This window comes from Pseudomonas nitroreducens (assembly GCF_010994165.1).
Taxonomy (GTDB): domain Bacteria; phylum Pseudomonadota; class Gammaproteobacteria; order Pseudomonadales; family Pseudomonadaceae; genus Pseudomonas; species Pseudomonas nitroreducens.
In genome coordinates, this window is sequence record NZ_WMBX01000001.1 from 356,874 (window position 1) to 377,203 (window position 20,330).

At 65.8% G+C, this 20,330-nt stretch carries 17 protein-coding genes; 9 read left to right on the plus strand and 8 right to left on the minus strand.

All coding sequences use genetic code 11. The features are described 5' to 3' along the window. Positions 1-35: 35 nt before the first annotated feature. The 3 genes from GJV37_RS01660 to leuA form a co-directional block, all read right to left on the minus strand. Positions 36-1,412, minus strand: a complete 1,377-nt coding sequence (locus GJV37_RS01660; RefSeq protein WP_065084664.1) for a spinster family MFS transporter — start codon at positions 1,410-1,412, stop codon at positions 36-38. Positions 1,413-1,684: 272 nt separating this feature from the next. After that, positions 1,685-2,161, minus strand: a complete 477-nt coding sequence (locus tag GJV37_RS01665; RefSeq protein WP_170859355.1) for a hypothetical protein — start codon at positions 2,159-2,161, stop codon at positions 1,685-1,687. Positions 2,162-2,235: 74 nt separating this feature from the next. Next, on the minus strand, positions 2,236-3,906 hold the full coding sequence (gene leuA, locus GJV37_RS01670; protein ID WP_024762976.1) for a 2-isopropylmalate synthase: 1,671 nt from the start codon (positions 3,904-3,906) through the stop codon (positions 2,236-2,238). Positions 3,907-4,306: 400 nt separating this feature from the next. Between leuA and GJV37_RS01675 the strand changes: the two genes are divergently transcribed. The 5 genes from GJV37_RS01675 to GJV37_RS01695 all read left to right on the plus strand — a co-directional run bounded on the left by GJV37_RS01675 (position 4,307) and on the right by GJV37_RS01695 (position 9,569). Then, positions 4,307-4,765, plus strand: coding sequence for a DUF2946 domain-containing protein (locus tag GJV37_RS01675; RefSeq protein WP_193452106.1), 459 nt, complete (start codon positions 4,307-4,309; stop codon positions 4,763-4,765). Between the two features lie 105 nt (positions 4,766-4,870). Further along, entirely contained in the window at positions 4,871-6,967 is a 2,097-nt protein-coding gene (locus GJV37_RS01680) for a TonB-dependent copper receptor (protein ID WP_170859353.1), read from the plus strand. Positions 6,968-7,020: 53 nt separating this feature from the next. Then, on the plus strand, positions 7,021-8,391 hold the full coding sequence (locus tag GJV37_RS01685) for a PepSY-associated TM helix domain-containing protein (protein ID WP_170859352.1): 1,371 nt from the start codon (positions 7,021-7,023) through the stop codon (positions 8,389-8,391). A 129-nt stretch (positions 8,392-8,520) separates the two neighbouring features. Next, positions 8,521-9,027: a copper chaperone PCu(A)C gene (locus GJV37_RS01690; RefSeq protein ID WP_037015862.1), complete on the plus strand. Its 507-nt coding sequence runs from the start codon at positions 8,521-8,523 to the stop codon at positions 9,025-9,027. Continuing rightward, positions 9,027-9,569: a GNAT family N-acetyltransferase gene (locus GJV37_RS01695; RefSeq protein ID WP_170859351.1), complete on the plus strand. Its 543-nt coding sequence runs from the start codon at positions 9,027-9,029 to the stop codon at positions 9,567-9,569. The genes GJV37_RS01690 and GJV37_RS01695 overlap by 1 nt, the downstream gene beginning before the upstream one ends. Here GJV37_RS01695 and GJV37_RS01700 read toward each other — a convergent pair. From GJV37_RS01700 to xseA, 4 genes are all read right to left on the minus strand, one after another. Then, positions 9,550-9,939, minus strand: a complete 390-nt coding sequence (locus tag GJV37_RS01700; RefSeq protein ID WP_037015868.1) for a ribosomal maturation YjgA family protein — start codon at positions 9,937-9,939, stop codon at positions 9,550-9,552. The two genes, GJV37_RS01695 and GJV37_RS01700, sit on opposite strands and share 20 nt — an antisense overlap. Then, the gene (locus tag GJV37_RS01705; RefSeq protein WP_038803285.1) at positions 9,939-10,775 is read right to left on the minus strand and encodes a M23 family metallopeptidase; all 837 of its coding nucleotides are present in this window, start codon (positions 10,773-10,775) and stop codon (positions 9,939-9,941) included. Before GJV37_RS01705 ends, GJV37_RS01700 begins: the two co-directional genes overlap by 1 nt. A 138-nt stretch (positions 10,776-10,913) precedes the next feature. Continuing rightward, complete coding sequence (locus tag GJV37_RS01710; protein WP_024762982.1) at positions 10,914-11,669, minus strand: M15 family metallopeptidase; 756 nt, start codon at positions 11,667-11,669, stop codon at positions 10,914-10,916. Between the two features lie 6 nt (positions 11,670-11,675). Next, positions 11,676-13,055, minus strand: a complete 1,380-nt coding sequence (gene xseA, locus GJV37_RS01715; protein WP_038803286.1) for an exodeoxyribonuclease VII large subunit — start codon at positions 13,053-13,055, stop codon at positions 11,676-11,678. A 148-nt stretch (positions 13,056-13,203) separates the two neighbouring features. Here xseA and guaB point away from each other — a divergent pair, with 148 nt between their 5' ends. The 4 genes from guaB (at position 13,204) to tadA (ending at position 18,637) form a co-directional block, all read left to right on the plus strand. Further along, positions 13,204-14,673, plus strand: coding sequence for an IMP dehydrogenase (gene guaB / locus GJV37_RS01720; RefSeq protein ID WP_024762983.1), 1,470 nt, complete (start codon positions 13,204-13,206; stop codon positions 14,671-14,673). 81 nt (positions 14,674-14,754) lie between these two features. Next, positions 14,755-16,332 (plus strand): glutamine-hydrolyzing GMP synthase, encoded by a 1,578-nt coding sequence (gene guaA / locus GJV37_RS01725; RefSeq protein ID WP_024762984.1) that lies wholly within the window; start codon positions 14,755-14,757, stop codon positions 16,330-16,332. A gap of 395 nt (positions 16,333-16,727) precedes the next feature. Beyond that, positions 16,728-18,131, plus strand: coding sequence for a multicopper oxidase family protein (locus tag GJV37_RS01730; RefSeq protein WP_065084988.1), 1,404 nt, complete (start codon positions 16,728-16,730; stop codon positions 18,129-18,131). Beyond that, positions 18,119-18,637 carry a tRNA adenosine(34) deaminase TadA gene (tadA, locus tag GJV37_RS01735; protein ID WP_425326830.1) on the plus strand — a complete coding sequence of 173 codons (519 nt, stop codon included), beginning with the start codon at positions 18,119-18,121 and terminating at the stop codon, positions 18,635-18,637. The genes GJV37_RS01730 and tadA overlap by 13 nt, the downstream gene beginning before the upstream one ends. A gap of 42 nt (positions 18,638-18,679) precedes the next feature. On the opposite strand, the gene mltF is transcribed toward tadA, so the two are convergent. Continuing rightward, positions 18,680-20,158 (minus strand): membrane-bound lytic murein transglycosylase MltF, encoded by a 1,479-nt coding sequence (mltF, locus tag GJV37_RS01740; RefSeq protein ID WP_169888934.1) that lies wholly within the window; start codon positions 20,156-20,158, stop codon positions 18,680-18,682. Between the last annotated feature and the right edge of the window lie 172 nt (positions 20,159-20,330).

Consider the following 20,330-nt stretch of genomic DNA (forward strand, 5'->3'; position numbering starts at 1 on the left):
GGCGAACGGCCCTATGTCTTGTCGGGCGGACGCGGTCAGTTCGCAGCGGCTGTGGTGCTGTTCAGCGGCGCGGCGGCTTCGGGCCGGGCCCGTTGCTCTTCGCCCAGGCTGCGGCGGAAGTGCTTGCGACCGCTGCCCAGCAGCCACAGGCAGAGCAGCCCGGCGAGGGTGACAATGATGCCGATGGAGGAGCCGACGGCCTTCGGGTCCTTGAAGTAGTGGTCGGTGAGCAGAGCCACCAGCGTGGTGCCGACGCCCAGGCCGATCAGGTTGGAGACCAGCAGGAACAGCGCCGACACCTGCGCGCGCAGGCGGTTGGGCGTGAGCACCTGCATGGCGGCCGCCGAGGTGGAGATGCAGAAGGCGCAGAAGAACATCGCCGGGCCCATCAGCAGCACCGACAACTGCAGGTTACCGGCTGTCACGGAGCCGATGACGAAAGGAATGGTGCAGGCGGCGCCGAGCATGCCGCTGATCAGCGCGGCGTCGCTGCGCCCGCGCTTCTGCAGCCCGTCCACCAGCCAGCCGGCGCAGAACACCCCGGCAGTGTTGAGCACCAGCAGGATGCCGCCGAGGATGTAGCCCACCTCCAGTGGCGACAGGCCGTATTGGCGGATGTACATGGCCGGTGCCCAGCCCATCAGCGCGTACTGGCACATGGCGAAGAAGGAGAAGCCCAGGTAGTGGCAGGCGAAAGTGGCGCGATGGCGGCGCAGGAAACGCAGCCCGTCACGAACCGTTGCCTTTTGTTCCCGATCGCCCAGCTTGCGCTCCGGGTCGCGGATGGTCAGCGCGATCAGCAGCGCCACCAGCACGCCGGGCAGGCCGACGATGAAGAATGCGATCTGCCAGGAGCGCACCTGGCCCAGCCAGCCCAGGTCGATGGCCGGCACGTCGCGCAGCGCCTCGATCACGTAGCCGCCGACCAGGAAGGCCAGGCCACCGCCGAGGAAGGCACCCATGGAGTAAAGCCCCAGTGCGCGGCCGAGCTTTTCCTTGGGGAACAGGTCGCTGAGCATCGAATAGGTCGCCGGAGTCAGCGCGGCCTCGCCGACGCCCACGCTCATGCGCGCCAGGAACATCTGCAGGAAGTTCTTCGACAGCCCGCACGCGGCGGTGGCGATGCTCCAGAAGGCCACGCCGATGGCGATGATCCTGACCCGCGAGGAGCGGTCGGCGAGGTAGGCAATGGGCAGGCCCATGAAGGCATAGAACAGCGAGAAGGCCAGCCCGCTGAGCAGGCTGAACTGGGTGTCGCTGATCTGCAGATCGGCTTTGATCGGCTCGATCATCAGCGAGAGGATCTGCCGATCAACGAAGGAGAAGATGTAGGCCACCATGCATAGCACGACGACATACCAGGAATAACGGGAAGCACGGACGGATAGTGGGTGGGGAGATTGCGGGTTCACGGTTACTGGCTCCTGAAGCGGGTGAAGGCAGATGGCCAAGCACGTCGAGCTCGTTGTTGTTGTAGGTAACCAGGCGCCTCTGTACGCAAGGCAGGGGCGGCCGAAAGTGTCTGATTGCGTGACACGATTTTTTGTTTGCCTGCCGCTTTCACGGCAGTGCACGCAAGACTAGGGAAGGGGAGAGCGGGGAGTAATCGGGGCGAGCCCCAGCATTGCGGAGACTTCCCCCTAGGGGGCTAGGGGGAATCTTTAGGTGATGTGCGGAGGATGATTCAGATCAGTCCGAACAGAGCTAGGACAAAGGCTCCGCCGAAGACCACGGCCATGACGGCGAGGAGGAACAGCAGGCTGACGCCGAAAGCGCGCCAGTTGGAGGCGAACTGGCCTCCCTGGGCCGCATGCTGCTCGACGGCGCCGCCGGTGTGCTGCTTGGCGTAGTGATACATGCCGAAGACGGCGGCAATGTTGATGGGAGTGGCGGGGACGCTATCCGGCAGGAACATGCCCAGCAGGAAGATCGCGATGAGGGCACCGATGCCGGTGATCCAGGCGTTGCGCACCTGGGCGTGGCGGCCCAGACGTTTGAGGTTCTGGACGATGATCCAGGCTCCGGCGACCGGCGTGCCGAAGAAGGTGGCGATGCCCACGGCGGCGAGACGGTAGAGCGGTTCGCCCGTGGCGACGGCGGGGCCGTCCTGAAGTGCGGCGGCGGGCGTCTGGAAAGGGTTGTCCTGCGATGTATCGGTCATGTTTTCACTCCGTTGAAAACAGCCCCGGACGCACGAGGCGTCCGGGGCAAAGGGGGACTACGGTTGAACCAGACTTACGCTGCTTTCGCGTGGCCCAGCGTCACCGCACGGTTCAGGGCGCTGAACAGCGCGCGGAAACTGGCGGTGGTGATGTTTTCATCGATGCCGATGCCGTGCAGCGAACGACCACCCTCGACGCGCAGTTCGATGTAGGCGGCCGCGCGGGCGTTGGTGCCGGCGCCGATGGCGTGCTCGTTGTAGTCCATGATCTCGACGTCCACCGGCAGCGAGGCGACCAAGGCTTCCAGGGTGCCCTTGCCCTTGCCGTGCCAACGGTGCTGTTCGCCCTTGTGAGTCACGTCGATGTCGATGGCGCAGATACCGTTCTCTTCCTGCAGGCGGTAGTTCTTCAGGCCGAACGGGGAGACGGCCTGCAGGTACTCGGTCTGCAGCAGGGTGTAGATCTGCTCGGCGGTCATTTCCAGGCCGAGGCGGTCGGTCTCGTTCTGCACGACCTGGCTGAACTCGATCTGCATGCGGCGCGGCAGGCTGATGCCGTATTCCTGTTCGAGCAGGAAGGTGATGCCGCCCTTGCCGGACTGGCTGTTCACGCGGATCACCGCTTCGTAGCTGCGGCCGATGTCCGCCGGGTCGATCGGCAGGTACGGCACTTCCCACACGGCGTCGTCTTTCTGCTGGGCGAAGCCCTTGCGGATGGCGTCCTGGTGGGAGCCGGAGAAGGCGGTGTGGACCAGGTCGCCCACGTACGGGTGGCGCGGGTGCACCGGAATCTGGTTGCACTCTTCCACCACCTTGCGCACGGCGTCGATGTCGGAGAAGTCCAGCTCGGGGTCGATGCCCTGGGTATACATGTTCAGCGCCATGGTCACCAGGCACAGGTTGCCGGTGCGCTCGCCGTTGCCGAACAGGCAGCCTTCGACGCGGTCGGCACCGGCCATCAGCGCCAGTTCCGACGCGGCTACGCCCGTGCCACGGTCATTGTGGGTGTGCAGGCTGATCAGCACGCTGTCACGCTTGTTGATCTGGCGGCCGAACCACTCGATCTGGTCGGCATAGTTGTTCGGCGTGGCGCACTCGACGGTGGCAGGCAGATTGAGGATCAGACGGTTCGCCGGGGTCGGCTGGAACACGTCGATCACCGCGTTGCACACCTCGACGGCGAAATCGGTCTCGGTGGAGCTGAACACCTCCGGCGAGTACTCGAAGCCCCACTGGGTTTCCGGCGCGGCGGCGGCCAGGCGCTTGATGGTCTGGCCAGCGGCCACGGCGATGGCTTTCACGCCGGCCTTGTCCTGGTTGAAGACGATCTTGCGGAAGCTCGGTGCGCAGGCGTTGTAGTAGTGGACGATGGCTTTCTTCGCGCCCTTGAGGGACTCGAAGGTGCGCTCGATGAGGTCATCGCGAGCCTGGGTCAGTACCTGGATGGTGACGTCATCGGGAATGTGGCCCCCCTCGATCAGCTCACGAACGAAGTCGAAGTCGGTCTGCGAGGCGGACGGGAAGCCCACTTCGATTTCCTTCAGGCCGACCTGCACCAGGCACTTGAAGAAGCGCATCTTCTTCTCGGCGTCCATCGGCTCGATCAGGGACTGGTTGCCGTCGCGCAGGTCGGTGGACAACCAGATCGGCGCCTTGTCGATGATCTTGTCCGGCCAGGTACGGTCGGGCAGGGTGATCTGGGTGAAGGCGCGGTATTTCTTCGACGGGTCTTTCAACATGCTCATGAGCGGAATCCTTGTTCTCTGCGGCCTGCGGGGCCGGCGCATAAAAATCTGAATGAGGCGAAACCGGGGGAGGGGGGCTCAGCCACGCAGTCGCGGGCTGACCAGGCGCAGGCAGGCGTGTTGGCGAAGCAGGATGAGGGTGTGTGCGGTTTTCATGAGTGCCAAGCTAAAGGCCTGGAAGACCAATGGCAAGCATTTGGGGAAATTTGGTAGAAATAGTCTCTGGAGAATGTCCTGTGAGATTAAATTGTTTGAATTATTGATTTTGAGCAATTTTTCCTAGCGCTTAACGCTGTGCTTAACTGATTCTGCGTCTACTTGCCGCAGCGGAGCTTTGTCACTCCATGCGATCATTGCGCACCTCGCCTCAGGCGGGGCCCACCATCCCCAAGGACATTTCGTGACCCGTCGCACGCGACAAGGCGTAGGAACCTGGCTGGCGCTGTTCGCCATGCTGATGATCTATGTCGGCCCGCTGGTTTCCCAGTCGATGCCGATGGATCACGCCATGCCTATGGATCACGTCGTGCCGATGGAGCATGGCAAGGCCATGGACCATGGTGCGGCGGTCGCCGCCATGGACGAGATGGCCTGTTCGGACGGGCACCGGGCTGCTGCACAACACGCGGCACCGACTTCCCACGGCGAGCAACCGCTCACCGCCGACGCCTTCATGGAGAAGTGCGGCTACTGCAGCCTGCTGATCCACAGCCCGCCGCTGACGCCGCCACCGGTTCTGCTCGATCACAGCATGCCGGTCGCTGGGGCCCCTGTCGCACAGCTCTCCTCCTCCGGTATTCCCGCCTCGCCGGTCTTCCCCGGCGCCCGCTCGCGCGCACCTCCTGCCCTGATCGGCTGACCCGCAATCCCGACTCCCCGACCCCGGCGCGGATGCCTGCATTCGCTTGCGCGCCGTGCGAGTACGCGTGGAGCGGGCGTCATCACCGATCATGGAATTAATGGAATGTCCCGCATGCAAATGCGCCGTCGGCAACGTGCCGTCGGCTTGCGCGCCCTGTGCGCGCTGACCGCCCTTGGCGGTTTCACTGCCGCCCCGGCGATGGCCGAAGAGGAAGATCACTCTTCGCATGTCACCGAACTGTCGCCCAGCGTCATTACTGCCGTGGCGCAGAGTTCGCCGCTGACCATCGTCACCGACCCCAAGCAGCCGCGTCAGCCGATCCCCGCCAGCGACGGCGCCGATTATCTCAAGACCATTCCCGGCTTCTCCGCCATCCGCAACGGCGGCACCAACGGTGACCCGGTGCTGCGCGGCATGTTCGGCTCGCGCCTGAACATCCTCACCAACGGCACCACCATGCTCGGTGCCTGCCCGGCACGGATGGACGCGCCCACCTCTTATATCTCGCCGGAAACCTTCGACAAGCTCACCGTGGTCAAGGGCCCGGAGACCGTGATCTGGGGCCCCGGCGCCTCGGCCGGCACCATCCGCTTCGACCGTGAGCCGGAGCGCTTCGGCGAACTGGGCACGCGAATCAACGGCAGCCTCACCGCCGGCTCCAACGGCCGCTTCGACCGCGTGCTGGACGCCGCCGCCGGTGGACCGCTGGGCTACGTGCGGGTCATCGGCAACAAGTCGCAGTCCGATGACTACGAGGACGGCAGCGGCAACACCGTGCCCTCGCGCTGGAACAAGTGGAACGGCGACGTGGCCCTGGGCTGGACGCCGGACGCCGACACCCTGGTCGAGCTCACCGCCGGCAAGGGCGACGGTGAAGCGCGTTACGCCGGACGCGGCATGGATGGCTCGCAGTTCAAGCGCGAGAGCCTCGGCCTGCGCTTCGAGAAGTCCAACATCGGCGAAGTGCTCGACAAGCTGGAGGCGCAGGTCTACTACAACTACGCCGACCACGTGATGGACAACTACAGCCTGCGCACGCCCTCGGGCATGGGCATGATGGCCGGCCCGATGGCTTCCAACGTCGACCGCCGGACCCTCGGCGGGCGCCTGGCCGCCACCTGGCGCTGGGACGACTTCAAGTTGATCACCGGCGTTGACGCGCAGACCAACGAGCACCGCGAACGCTCCGGCATGGGTATCAATACTTATGACGAGCAGCCGTGGGACAAGGATGCCGTGTTCCACAACTACGGCGCCTTTGGCGAGCTGACCTGGTACGCCGCCGACCGCGACCGCGTGATCACCGGTGCGCGCCTGGACCGCGCCTCGGTCAAGGATTATCGGCAGAGCACCGGCTCGGGGATGATGGCGATGCCCAACCCCACGGCCGACGACACCCGCGCCGACACGCTGCCCAGCGGCTTCGCGCGCTACGAGCACGACCTGGCCGACACGCCGACCACGCTCTATGTCGGCCTTGGCCACGTGCAGCGCTTCCCCGACTACTGGGAGCTGTTCTCCCCGGACAAGGGACCGACCGGCTCGGTCAACGCCTTCGACAGCATCAAGCCGGAGAAAACCACCCAGCTGGACTTCGGCGCGCAGTACGAGGACGAGAAGCTCAAGGCCTGGGCGTCCGGCTATGTCGGCGTGATCCGCGACTACATCCTGTTCGACTACATGCCCGGCGGCATGATGGGCCGCACCTCCCAGGCGCGGAACGTCGATGCACGGATCATGGGTGGCGAACTGGGCGCGGCTTACGCGCTGACCAGCAACTGGACCGCCGACGGCACCCTGGCCTACGCCTGGGGCAAGAACACCACCGACGATACTGCGCTGCCGCAGATGCCGCCGCTGGAGGCGCGTTTCGGCCTGAGCTACGAGGAAGGCGACTGGAGCGCCGGCGGTCTCTGGCGCGTGGTCGCGCACCAGGGCCGTATCGCCGAGAACCAGGGCAACGTGGTCGGCTACGACTTCGACGAAAGCCCCGGCTTCGCGGTGTTCTCGCTCAACGGCGCGTACAAGCTGAGCAAGAACCTCAAGGTCAGCACCGGCGTCGACAACCTGTTCGACAAGGACTACGCCGAGCACCTGAACCTGGCGGGCAACGCCGGCTTCGGCTACCCGGCCAACGACCCCGAATCGATCCACGAGCCGGGACGTACGTTCTGGACCAAAGTGGACTTCTCGTTCTAATGCCCGACCGGCCCCCGCCGGTCGGGGGCCTCCTTGCGTGAGGAGATCAACGAATGCAGAAGAAGACATTCGATTTCTACAACCTGGCCTGGCGCTGGCACTTCTATGCCGGGCTGTTCGTCGCGCCGTTCATGATCCTGCTGTCGCTGACCGGGATCATCTACTTGTTCAAGCCGCAGCTCGACCCGCTGATGTACAGCGACCTGCTGCAGGTGACGCCGGGTGAGGTGCGGCTGTCCGCCGACGAGCAACTGATGCACCTGCATCACCAGAACCCGCAGCTGCAGGTCAGCCAGTATTTGCCGGCACCGGCCGCTGACCGTAGCGCACAGTTCGTCGCCCAGCTCGATGGGCGCGAGGTGAATGCCTTCGTTGATCCATACAGCGGCAAGCTGCTCGGCGTGCAGGACGCGAAGTCCAACCTGCAGGCCATGGCCCGTGCGCTGCACGGCGAGCTGATGATCGGCACCGTCGGCGACCGACTGATCGAGCTGGCCGCCGGCTGGGGCATCGTATTGGTGGTGTCTGGCCTGTACCTGTGGTGGCCGCGTAAGCGTTCGCTGCGGGTGCTGCTGTGGCCGGACCTGTCCCGCCGTGGCCGTGCGTTGTGGCGCGACGTGCACAGGGTGGTCGGCTTCTGGGGCTCGCTGCTGATGCTGTTCATGCTGCTCACCGGCATGACCTGGACCGGCTTCTGGGGCAAATCCTTCGCTGATGTCTGGAACCGCTTCCCGGTAGCCATGTGGAACGACGTGCCCAAATCGGACCTGGAGGCGCGCACGCTCAACGAGGCGCACCGCCAGACCATTCCCTGGGCGATGGAAAACACCCCGATGCCGATGTCCGGCGGCGCCCACGCCGAACACATGGCCCATGGTTCCGGCGGCATGGCGATGCCGCAGATCAGCTTGCAGCAGGTGGTCGATACCGCCGACAAGGCCGGCGTGGTGCCGGGCTATGCCGTCGCCCTACCCAAGGGCGAGCAGGGCGTTTTCACCGTCTCGGTGTTCGCCGACGACTCGCGCAACGACGCCACCCTGCACATCGACCAGTACACCGGCAAGGTGCTCGCCGACGTGCGCTGGAAGGACTACGGGCTGGTGGCCAAGGGCGTCGAGTCCGGCGTGATGCTGCATGAGGGCAAGATGTTCGGCCTGTTCAACCAACTGCTCATGCTCGGCGTCTGCCTGATGATCCTGCTCAGCGCCGTCAGCGGCCTGTGGATCTGGTGGAAGCGCCGTCCGCAGGGGCGACTCGGCGTGCCGCCGATGCCGCACGCGCTGCCGGTATGGAAGGGCGGGGTGGCGCTCATGATCATCCTCGGTGTCGCCTTCCCGCTGGTGGGCGCGTCGCTGCTGCTGGTGTGGGCGCTGGACTGGGCGGTGCTGTCGCGCCTCAAGTCGCGCAGCCCGGCGCTGGGTTGATGCGTGCGCTGTTCAACCCTGACGCCTGCCGCGAGGCAGGCTATGCTGCGGCGCGATCGTTTCGTCCGCCGCCCGATGTTTTGCCGCCGATCCGGCGGAACCGATCACAAGCCAACTGGAGTCTCGAACATGCGTAAAACCCTGCTCGCTTTCGCTGTCCTGCTGGGCTTCTCCGGGGCCGCCATGGCCCACGAATACGAGGCTGGCAACCTGCACATCGACCATCCCTGGTCGCTGTTGCTGCCGGCCAACTCGGTGAACGGCGCGGCCTACTTCATCGTGCAGAACCACGGCAAGGACGCGGACCGCCTGCTCGGCGCCGACACCGACCGCGCCGCCAGCGCCGAAATCCACCAGCACGTGGAGAAGGACGGCATGATGAAAATGCAGAAAGTCGAGGGCGTGGATATTCCTGCCGGCGGCAAGGTCGTCTTCGCGCCTGGCCAGTACCACCTGATGCTGTTCGGCCTGAAGAAGCCGCTCACCGATGGCGAGCGCTTTCCGCTGACCCTGCACTTCCAGAAGGCCGGCGACGTGAAGGTCGAGATCGCCGTGCAGAAAGAAGCCCCACTCTCTAAAGGAACAGAAGGGGGCACCGACATGGGCCACGACATGCACGGCATGCAGATGAACTGATGAGCGACCGGCTCCTGCGCCCCTTGGTGTGGGCGCAAGACGGCGAGTGGCTGCTGGGTTTCGACGGCAGCTACTCGAGCGACTCGATCCTGCGTGTCGAGAGTGCCGCCGATGGTTTCATCCTGCGCGAGGAGCGACTGGCCGAGACGCAGACCAAGCGCTATCCCTTCGCTGATCTGAAAGATGACGTCGCGGCGGCCGACTGGACCGCCGTGGTCGTCGACGAAGAAGGCGAACGTCTGGGCTTCGCTATCGCCCGCTACGAAATCTGGAATCGCCGTGCGGTACTGGACGACCTGTTCGTCCTCCCCGAGGCGCGCGGGTTGGGCGTAGGCAAGCAACTGCTGGAAGGCTGCCTGGACTGGGCGCGTGGCACCGAGGCGCGCCACCTGTGGCTGGAAACCCAGAACCTCAACCTGCCGGCGGTAGGCTTCTACCGCTCGCGCGGCTTCTCCCTCAGCGGGCTTTCCACCGACCTCTACTACCCGGCGCAGGTGCTGCCCGGGGAGATGGCGCTGTTCTTCAGTTACCCGCTGGCCTGAGAGCCAAGCGGGTCTGCCGCGCCGCGAGAATCAGCGCGAAGCCGATGCAGTAGGCCAGCACGTCCAGCCAGTCCGGCGTGGCGCCCAGCACGATGCGCAGTGCGCGGTTGCCGATCTGCCAGTGGAGGGTCGCGGCGAGGAACTGGCCGAATTCGATCAGCAGCCCGCAGGCCAGCGCCGCGCCGGCGAGCCAGTGCGCCGGTGCATCCAGCGCCGCGCGAAACAGGCAGTACAGCCAGATCACCGCCAGCACGTCGCCGCCGAAGCCGCGCAGCCAGCCGAGGTGCGCGCCGGCCGTGGCCAGCCAGACCAGCACGGCGAACCAGAGCAGCGCGAACAGTGCACTGCGTCCATCGAAACGAAGTCGCATCAGGGCTTGAACGCGCCGATGAAGATCGCCGGGTCGACGCGGGCGTCGTTCAGGCTGACGTTCCAGTGCATGTGCGGCCCGGTGGCGCGGCCGGTGGCGCCGACACGGCCGACCACGCCACCGCGTGGGAGCTGATCGCCGAGTTTCACGTCGATCTTCGACATATGGCAGAACATGCTGATGAAGCCCTGGCCGTGGTCGACGAACACGGTGTTGCCGTTGAAGAAGTAGTTGCCGATCAGGATTACCTTTCCGGCGGCCGGTGTCTTGATCGGCGTGCCGGCGGGCACGGCGAAGTCGAGGCCCGAGTGCGGGTTGCGCTCCTCGCCATTGAAGAAGCGGCGCAGGCCGAAGGGGCTGGAGAGCGGGCCGTCGACCGGCTTGTCGAGTACCAGGTTGCTCGGTGTGCCGGGGCTGAAGCTGCGGTACGCGGCGGTCTGCTCGGCCAGCTCGCGGTTGATGCGCTTAAGGTCTTCGGGCAGCGGGTTCACCTGGCGGGTGTTCTTCAGGGTGATGCGCTGCTCTTTATAGTGCTTGGCGCCAACGGTGAAACCGAGGTTGCGGCTCGCGCCGGCCTGCTTCACGGCGATCTGCTGGTTGCCGGCCTTGGTGGTCAGCGGGATGCCGACGATGGCGATCCAGTCGCGGCCTTCCTCGCGCACCACCAGTACCGGTTTGCCCTGGTAGGTGGCGGTGGGGATGGCGGCCTCCTGGCCCAGTTGCACCACGGCGACACCGCCGGGCACCGGCTTGTTCAGGGTACGGCTGATGAAGCCTTCGGCGTGGGCGGGCAGGGTGAGGAGGGTGGCGGCGAGCAGGCAGAAGAGTCGGAACATGGCGCAATCCGTGGACGTGTCGGCGGATGAAGCGGGCAGTCTACACGGCGCTCTCCGGCGAGCGGGACGATTTCGTCGAAAGCGGAACGTCGTGGCAGGGCGCTCCTGCAGGTCCGGGCTCCCCGGCAGAGGAGAAAGCTAGCGGAGCAGGCCCTCGAGCTGCTGGCGCCACAGCTGTTCCAGCGGCAGCACCTGCGCCGGGCCATAGATGGCGTGGGGCTTGCCCAGGTGCGCGGCCCACAGCTGGTCGCCGTAGTCGTAGTGCCACCATTCGCTGGACAGGTTGCTGAACCCTGCAGCACTCATGGCGTTGAACAGGATCCGGCGGTTGTCGCGGATGCGCCGCTGCTGCTCGTCCGGCGCGGCGATCTCTTCGTAATGGCGGGTATAGGAGCGCGGCGTGGCTTCGTCAAACAGGCTGCCCATGTCCAGCCAGCGGCCTTCGCTGTCGCACAGGGTCAGGTCGATGGCGCCGCCGGTGAGGTGCGGGCTCGGCGATTCGGCGCGGGTGCTGGGCGGCGCGACGAATTCGCGGGTGCGCCGGGTCAGCTCGGCTGGGTCGGCGTCTGGCTGGTGCTGGCGGAGGATGTCGTAGAGCGTGTCGTACAGGTGTTGCTGCACGGCGAACGGCCGCCAGGCGTCGAGGATGACCAGGCGCAGGCCATCGGGCAGCAGGCTGGCAGCGTGCAACAGGCGCTCGAATACTCCCGTTCGGGCATAGCACTCCGGTTGTGCGTTGGGCACGCCGAGGCGGTGATAGGCCGGCCATACCGCGAAACCCGTGGCGATGCCCATGGCCTGCAGCGGTTGGTGGCACTCGACGATAGGCACGCGGAAGGCCTCGGCCCAGTCCGGATCGGGTTGCGGCAGGATCGGTGCGAGCAGGTCGGTCATCGGTTCTCAGTCCAGCAGCGACAGGGTGACGGGCGCCTGGTGGTTGTCTTCCACGCGCACTTCCAGCTCGCCGTCGCCCAGCTTGGCCTTGAGGCGCTGGCCGTTCTTCGTCTGCGTGGCGCTGCGGATCGCCTGGCCCTTGTCGTCCAGCAAGATGCTGTAACCGCGCCCCAGTGTCGCCAGCGGGCTGACGATGTGCAGCGTCTGCATCAGGCTGTCGAGGCGCTGGCGCTGTTCGCGCAGGATCGCGTTGGTAGCGCGGGGCAGGCGGGCGCTGAGATTGTCCAGGCGCTGGCGCAGCAGGGCCAGGTTGCGCCCAGGGTGTTGCGCGGCGAGGCGAGTATCCAGGCGTGCCACACGCTCCTGGCGGATCTGCAGCTGGCGCTCGAAGGCCCGGCGCAGGCGCATGTCCAGGTCATCCAGGCGCTGGGATTGCTGGCGCAGGCGCTCGCCGGGGTGGCGCAGGCGCCGCGCGGTGCCTTCCAGGCGCAGCCGTTCGCGGGTCAGACGGTCCTGGATGCGCAGGATCAGCCGGCGGCGCAGGCTGTCCAGGCGCTGTTGCAGGTCGCCGCTGTGGGGCGCCAGCAGCTCGGCGGCAGCCGAGGGCGTCGGTGCGCGCACGTCGGCGACGAAATCGCTGATGGATACATCGGTTTCGTGGCCCACGGCGCTGACGATGGGCGTCACGCAGGCGGCGATGGCGCGGGCCACCGGTTCCTCGTTGAAGCACCAGAGGTCTTCCAGCGAGCCGCCGCCACGGGCCAGGATCAGCGCGTCGAAGCCTTGCGCGTCGGCCAGCTTGAGCGCGCGGACGATCTGCCCGATGGCTTCGCGGCCCTGTACGGCGGTGGGGACCAGGGTCAGCTCGACCTGCGGCGCGCGGCGGCGGAACACGCTGATGATGTCGCGGATTACCGCGCCGGTGGGCGAGCTGACGATACCGATGCGCCGGGGATGAGCCGGAAGTTCGCGCTTGCGCTCGGCGGCGAACAAGCCTTCGGCGGCGAGTTTCTCTTTCAGCGCCTCGAAGGCCAGCCGCAGCGCGCCATCGCCGGCGGGTTCGACGGTGTCGGCGATCAATTGGTAGTCGCCGCGCCCTTCGAACAGCGAAATCTTGCCGCGCACCCGCACGGCCAGGCCGTCGCGCAGGGCCTGGCGCACCCGCAGGGCGTTCTGCCGGAACAGCGCGCAACGCACCTGGGCGTTGCTGTCCTTGAGGGTGAAGTACAGGTGACCGGACGCGGGCCGCGCGAGGTTGGAGATCTCGCCCTCGACCCACACCTGCGGGAACACGTCCTCCAGCAGGTGGCGGGCGCGCTGGTTTAGCTGGCTGACGGTCAGAACCTCGCGGTCGAGGCCCAGCCGTTGGAAGGGATCGTTCTGCATGGCGAAGGATGATAAGCGGGCCTGTGGACAGGGGCCAGCACGCAAGGTGGAGAAAGGCCTTATTCAGATCGTCAGGTCACGTTGAGCCGCAGCCCCCAGCTGGGATATAATGCCGCGCTTCCATTTTTCCCGATCGGGAGCCCCCGCCATGCTGCGCATCAGCCAAGAAGCCCTCACTTTCGACGACGTCCTCCTGATCCCAGGTTATTCGGAAGTCCTGCCCAAGGACGTGAGTCTGAAGACTCGCCTGACCCGTGGCATCGAACTGAACATCCCGCTGGTGTCCGCCGCGATGGATACCGTGACCGAAGCCCGCCTGGCCATCGCCATGGCACAGGAAGGCGGCATCGGCATCATCCACAAGAACATGAGCATCGAGCAGCAGGCCGCCGAGGTCCGCAAGGTCAAGAAGCACGAGACCGCGATTGTTCGCGACCCGGTCACCGTGACTCCGTCGACCAAGATCATCGAGCTGCTGCAGATCGCCCGCGAGTACGGCTTCTCCGGCTTCCCGGTGGTGGAAGAGGGTGAGCTGGTCGGTATCGTCACCGGCCGCGACCTGCGCGTGAAGCCGAACATCGGCGACAGCGTGGCCGCGATCATGACCCCGAAGGACAAGCTGGTCACCGCCCGCGAGAACACCCCGCTGGAAGAGATCAAGGCGGCGCTCTACGAGAACCGCATCGAGAAGATGCTGATCGTCGACGAGAACTTCTACCTCACTGGCCTGGTGACCTTCCGCGACATCGAGAAGGCCAAGACCTACCCGCTGGCGTCCAAGGATGACCTGGGCCGCCTGCGCGTCGGCGCTGCCGTCGGCACTGGCGCCGATACCGGCGAGCGTGTTTCCGCCCTGGTCGCCGCCGGCGTTGACGTGGTTGTCGTCGATACCGCCCACGGCCACTCCAAAGGCGTGATCGATCGCGTCCGCTGGGTCAAGGAAACCTTCCCGCAAGTCCAGGTCATCGGCGGCAACATCGCCACCGGCGAAGCGGCCAAGGCACTGGCTGACGCTGGCGCCGACGCCGTGAAGGTCGGCATCGGCCCGGGCTCCATCTGCACCACCCGTATCGTCGCTGGCGTCGGCGTGCCGCAGATCTCCGCCATCGCCAACGTCGCCGCTGCCCTGGAAGGCACCGGCGTTCCGCTGATCGCCGACGGTGGCATCCGCTTCTCCGGCGACCTGGCCAAAGCCATGGTGGCTGGCGCCTACTGCGTGATGATGGGTTCGATGTTCGCCGGTACCGAAGAAGCGCCGGGCGAGATCGAGCTGTTCCAGGGTCGCTCCTACAAGTCCTACCGTGGCATGGGCTCCCTGGGCGCCATGGCCGGTTCCACCGGTTCCTCCGACCGCTACTTCCAGGACGCCTCCGCCGGCGCCGAGAAGCTGGTACCCGAAGGCATCGAAGGCCGCGTGCCCTATAAAGGCCAGCTGACCGCCATCGTCCACCAGCTGATGGGCGGCCTGCGCGCCGCCATGGGCTACACCGGCAGCGCCGATATCCAGGACATGCGCACCAAGCCGCAGTTCGTGCGCATCACCGGCGCCGGCATGGCCGAGTCCCACGTCCACGATGTGCAGATCACCAAGGAAGCCCCGAACTACCGCGTAGGTTGAGGGTTTCAGGTTAATGAGTCGGACACGGGGCTGGTTGATACAGCCCCGTGTCGTTTAAGAATTTCGCTACGAGAGATGGCCATGGCCCAAGACATTCACGCTCACCGGATCCTGATCCTCGACTTCGGCTCCCAGTATACCCAGCTGATCGCCCGCCGCGTTCGCGAGATCGGCGTGTACTGCGAGATCCACCCGTTCGACATGAGCGACGACGAGGTTCGTGCCTTCGCCCCGCGCGGCGTCATCCTGGCCGGCGGCCCGGAGTCGGTGCACGAGGCCAACAGCCCGCGCGCGCCGCAGGCGGTGTTCGACCTCAAGGTGCCGCTGTTCGGTATCTGCTATGGCATGCAGACCATGGCCGAGCAGATGGGCGGCAAGGTGCTGGGTTCGGACCTGCGCGAGTTCGGCTACGCCCGCGTCGACGTCGTCGGCAAGGCCCGCCTGCTCGACGGCATCGAAGATCACGTGGATGAGGACGGCGTCTTCGGCCTCGACGTGTGGATGAGCCACGGTGACAAGGTTACCGAGATTCCGGCCGGCTTCCACATCCTCGCCAGCACCCCGAGCTGCCCGATCGCCGCCATGGCGGACGATGCCCGTGGCTACTACGGCGTGCAGTTCCACCCGGAAGTGACCCACACCAAGCAGGGCGGTCGCATCCTCTCGCGCTTCGTGCTGGACATCTGCGGCTGCGAAGCACTGTGGACTCCGTCCAACATCGTCAACGACGCCATCGCCACCGTGCGTGCCCAGGTCGGCAACTCCAAAGTGCTGCTGGGCCTGTCCGGCGGCGTGGACTCCTCGGTGGTCGCAGCCCTGCTGCACAAGGCCATCGGCGACCAGCTGACCTGCGTCTTCGTCGACAACGGCCTGCTGCGCCTGCACGAGGGTGACCAGGTGATGGCCATGTTCGCCGAGAACATGGGCGTCAAGGTGATCCGCGCCAACGCCGAAGAGAAGTTCCTCAGCCGTCTGGCCGGCGTCAGTGACCCGGAGCAGAAGCGCAAGATCATCGGCGGCAGCTTCATCGAAGTCTTCGATGAGGAAGCCACCAAGCTGAAGGACGTGAAGTTCCTCGCCCAGGGCACCATCTACCCCGACGTGATCGAGTCGGCCGGCGCCAAGACCGGCAAGGCCCACGTGATCAAGTCGCACCACAACGTCGGCGGCCTGCCCGAGGACATGCAGTTCGAACTGGTTGAGCCGCTGCGCGAGCTGTTCAAGGACGAAGTCCGCAAGATCGGCCTGGAGCTGGGCCTGCCCTACGACATGGTCTACCGCCACCCGTTCCCGGGCCCGGGCCTGGGCGTGCGCATCCTCGGCGAGGTGAAGAAGGAGTACGCCGACCTGCTGCGTCGCGCGGACCACATCTTCATCGAAGAGCTGCGCAACTTCGACTGGTACCACAAGACCAGCCAGGCCTTCGTGGTGTTCCAGCCGGTGAAATCCGTCGGCGTGGTCGGCGATGGCCGCCGTTACGCCTGGGTCGTTGCGCTGCGCGCCGTGGAAACCATCGACTTCATGACCGCTCGCTGGGCGCACCTGCCGTACGAGCTGCTGGAGAAGGTCTCGAATCGCATCATCAACGAGATCGACGGCATCTCCCGCGTCACCTACGACGTGTCGAGCAAGCCGCCAGCCACCATCGAGTGGGAATGATCGGAGACGTCTAAAACCTGCTTTGATCTGCTGCGCGTCGGCCGTAGGGCGTTGGAAAGCGCCCTCAGGTGCCCATTTACAGCTGTAAACTCCGCTCTTCGGGCGCTTTCCGCCTACTACGGCTCTAGCTCGCGAGATCGAATTCAGGTTTTAACGTTTCCTTAACGAGGAAAGCGGCAATCTCGCCGCTTTCTTCGACAGGCGAGGACGGGGATACCTGTCCTTGACCTGGCGCATGAGAGGCGTTTGCGCCTTCATGCACAGTTGCCTTCTGCTTCCTATGTGGGAAGCGGAGCAATGCAGCCGGCCGCAAGAGCCTGGCGCCGGGCGCGAACGCGCCAACCTCCGTGAAAGCCGATGGGGTCGCAAGTCCCTTGTTCGAGGAGTCTGGACCCATGTCGTTTACCCGTAGACAAGTACTCGGTGGCCTCGCTGGCCTGGCTGTCGTCGGCCTGGGCGCCGGTGGCGCGCGCATCTGGCTGGCGCGCCCGCAGGTAGCCGCCGAGCATGATTATGAACTGATCGCCGCGCCGCTGGACCTGGAGCTGGTGCCCGGCCACAAGACCCCTGGCCTGGGCTATGGCGGCCAGGCGCCCGGTGTGGAAATCCGTGCGCGCCAGGGCGACTGGCTGCGCGTGCGCTTCACCAACAAGCTGGACGAGCCGACCACCATCCACTGGCACGGCATCCGCCTGCCCATCGAGATGGACGGCGTGCCCTACATCTCGCAGCCGCCGGTGCAGCCGGGCGAGAGCTTCATCTACCAGTTCAAGACGCCGGACGCCGGCAGCTACTGGTACCACCCGCACCTGATGAGCAGCGAGCAACTGGGCCGCGGCCTGGTCGGGCCGCTGATCATCGACGAGCGCGAGCCCTCCGAGTTCACCAGCGAAAAGATCCTCAACCTGAAGACCTGGCACGTGGACGAGGAGGGCAACTTCACGCCCTTCAGCGTACCGCGCGAGGCCGCGCGCGAAGGGACTCGCGGACGCCTGTCGACCATCAACGGCGAACGTACCCCGGTGATCGAATTGCCGGCCGGCGAGATCGTCCGCGTGCGCATCCTCAACGTCGACAACACCGTGACCTACCGCCTCAACCTGCCGGACGCCGAGGCGAAGATCTACGCCATCGACGGCCACCCGGTGGCGCCGCGCGATTTCGGCAAGGGTCCGAATGACCAGTACTGGATCGGCCCGGGCATGCGCCTGGAACTGGGCATCCGCGGCCCGGCGGAAGGCGCCGAGCTGTCTCTGCGCAATGGCCCGGTGCGTCTGGCGACCATCCGTGGCGTCGCCAACCCGAAAGCGCCCACCGCCAAGTGGCCGGCGCCGCTGCCGCGCAACCCGGTGGCCGAGCCGGACCTGAAGAACGCCGAGACCATCAACTTCAAGTTCGAGTGGGTCGGCGCCATGTCCGACTACTCCAAGGGGCAGTCGGCGCCGTCGCTGTGGCAGATCAACGGCGTGGCCTGGCAGGGCGGCGAGGAGCACAAGCACAACGCGCCGCCGCTGGCCAAGCTCAAGGAAGGCAACAGCTATATCTTCGTGCTGCGCAACATGACCCAGTACCAGCATCCGATCCACCTGCACGGCATGGCCTTCAAGGTGCTGGATTCGGATCGCCGCGACATCATCCCGTACTTCACCGACACCTACCTGCTGGGCAAGAATGAGACGGCACGCGTGGCGCTGGTGGCGGATAACCCCGGCCTGTGGATGTTCCACTGCCACGTGATCGATCACATGGAGACCGGGCTGATGGGAACCATCGCGGTGGGCGAGGCATGGTGCGGCTGACCAACAGCAAGGGGCATCCGACGGTGAAGGGGCTGGCGCCGGTCATCGACCGCAGCCAGGACATCCCCTTCATGCGTGAAGCCATGGCCCTGGCCGAGCAGGGCGCGGCGCTGGGCGAAGTGCCCGTGGGCGCCGTGCTGGTGCTGGACGGCCAGGTCATCGGCCGAGGCTTCAACCGCCCGATCACCTCCCACGACCCCAGCGCCCATGCGGAAATGGTCGCCATCCGCGAGGCCGCCGCCGCCGCGCGGAACTACCGACTGCCCGGCAGCACGCTCTATGTCACCCTCGAACCCTGCAGCATGTGCGCCGGCCTGCTGGTGCACTCGCGCATCCAGCGCGTGGTGTTCGGCGCCACCGAGCCCAAGTCGGGCGTGGTGGTCAGCCGGGGCAACTTCTTCGAACAGGGCTTCCTCAACCACCGGGTGCTGGTGGAAGGTGGAGTGCTGGGAGAGGAATGCAGCGCGATGCTCTCTGCCTTCTTCAAGGCGCGTCGCAAGGGCTGAGCACTTCTGGAGTTGTGGGAGTGCGAGTCGGCGTGGATCAGCTCAGAGCTTCTGATTCCGCCCGTCGTCGTCATCGTCGGGCTTGGTCTTGTTCACGCCCGGCAGGTGCAGGCCGCTCTCGGCGAGCTGGCCGCCTTCCATCTGCGGCTGGGTCACCCAGGTGAGGATGTCGTAGTAGCGGCGCACGTTCTGCACGAAGTGCACCGTCTCGCCGCCGCGCGCGTAGCCGTAACGGGTCTTGCGGTAGTATTGCTTCTGCGACAGGCGCGGCAGCATCTTCTTCACATCCAGCCACTTGTTCGGGTTGAGGCCCTGCTGCTCGGCCATCTTGCGCGCGTCGTCGAGGTGCGCGCCGCCGATGTTGTAGGCGGCCAGGGCGAACCACATGCGGTCCGGGTCCTTGATGCTGTCGGGCAGCTCGTCCTTGATCTGCACGTAGTACTTGCTGCCGCCCTGGATGCTCTGCTTCGGGTCCAGGCGATTGGCCACGCCCATGGCCTGGGCGGTGCGGTTGGTCAGCATCATCAGGCCGCGCACGCCGGTCTTGGAGGTCGCGTCGGGCTGCCACATCGACTCCTGGTAGCCGATGGCCGCCAGCAGGCGCCAGTCTGCCTCGAGCTTGGTACCGCTCTGGCGGAAGTGCTGTTCGTACTTGGGCAGGCGTTGCTGCAGATGCTGGGCGAAGGTGTAGGCGCCGACATAACCGAGCACGTCCACATGGCCGTAATAGCGGTCCTTCAGGCGCTGCAGCAGACCATCCTGCTTGGCCTTGTCGAGGAAGGCGTTGACCTTTTCCAGCAGGCTGTTGTCATCCCCGGCCGGCAGCGCCCAGGCCAAGCCCTTGGCGTCGCCAAGGTCGAAGGCGACGCGAACGTTGGGGAAATACACCTGGTTCATTGCCAGTTCGTTGGAGTCGACCAGGGTCAGGTCGATCTCGCCGACGTCCACCATGCGCAGCAGGTCGACCATTTCGTCGGCATCGGATTCGCGGTACTCCAGCTTGGGGTACTGCTTCTTCAGTTCGGCCAGTTGCGCGGCGTGGCTGCTGCCTTTCAGGACGACGATGCGCTTGCCCACCAGATCGTCCGGGCGGGTAGGGCGCTGGGCACCGTTGCGGTAGACAACCTGCGGGGTGACGTCGAGGTAGGAGTGCGAGTAGCGCACCTGGCTATCGCGTTCGCCGCCCGGCGTCAGTCCGGCGGCAGCCAGGTTCGGCCCGCCGTCGCGGCCGATGCGATCATAGAGGTCGTCGATGTTGTCGGCGGTTTCGATCTGCAGCTGTACGCCCAGGCTGTCGGCAAAGCGCTTGGCCAGCTCGTACTCGAAGCCGGTGTCGCCGTTGCGGTCCTGGAAGTAGGTGGCCGGACTGTTGCGGGTGATCACGCGCAGCACGCCGTCCTTCTGCACGCGCTCGAGGGCCGTCGGGGCTTTCGCCTCGCTACAGCCGCAAAGCAGCAGAAAGATACAGGTCGCCAAGATCCAGGCGGTGCAGCGCACACGGGACACAGTCAGGGCAAGCATCAGGGCAGTATACGCAAAGGCAGTTGTGCGCCATATCTCGACAGCCGACGGCTTCTCTGCTAGCTGGCGCGCCGTTCGTCGGCCTGTCGGACACGGAGGCCCGGACGCAAGCGCTCGCGCGGCCGTCGCTCGAAGGCATTCGAAGATGAATGGCGATTTTCGCGGGAGCAAC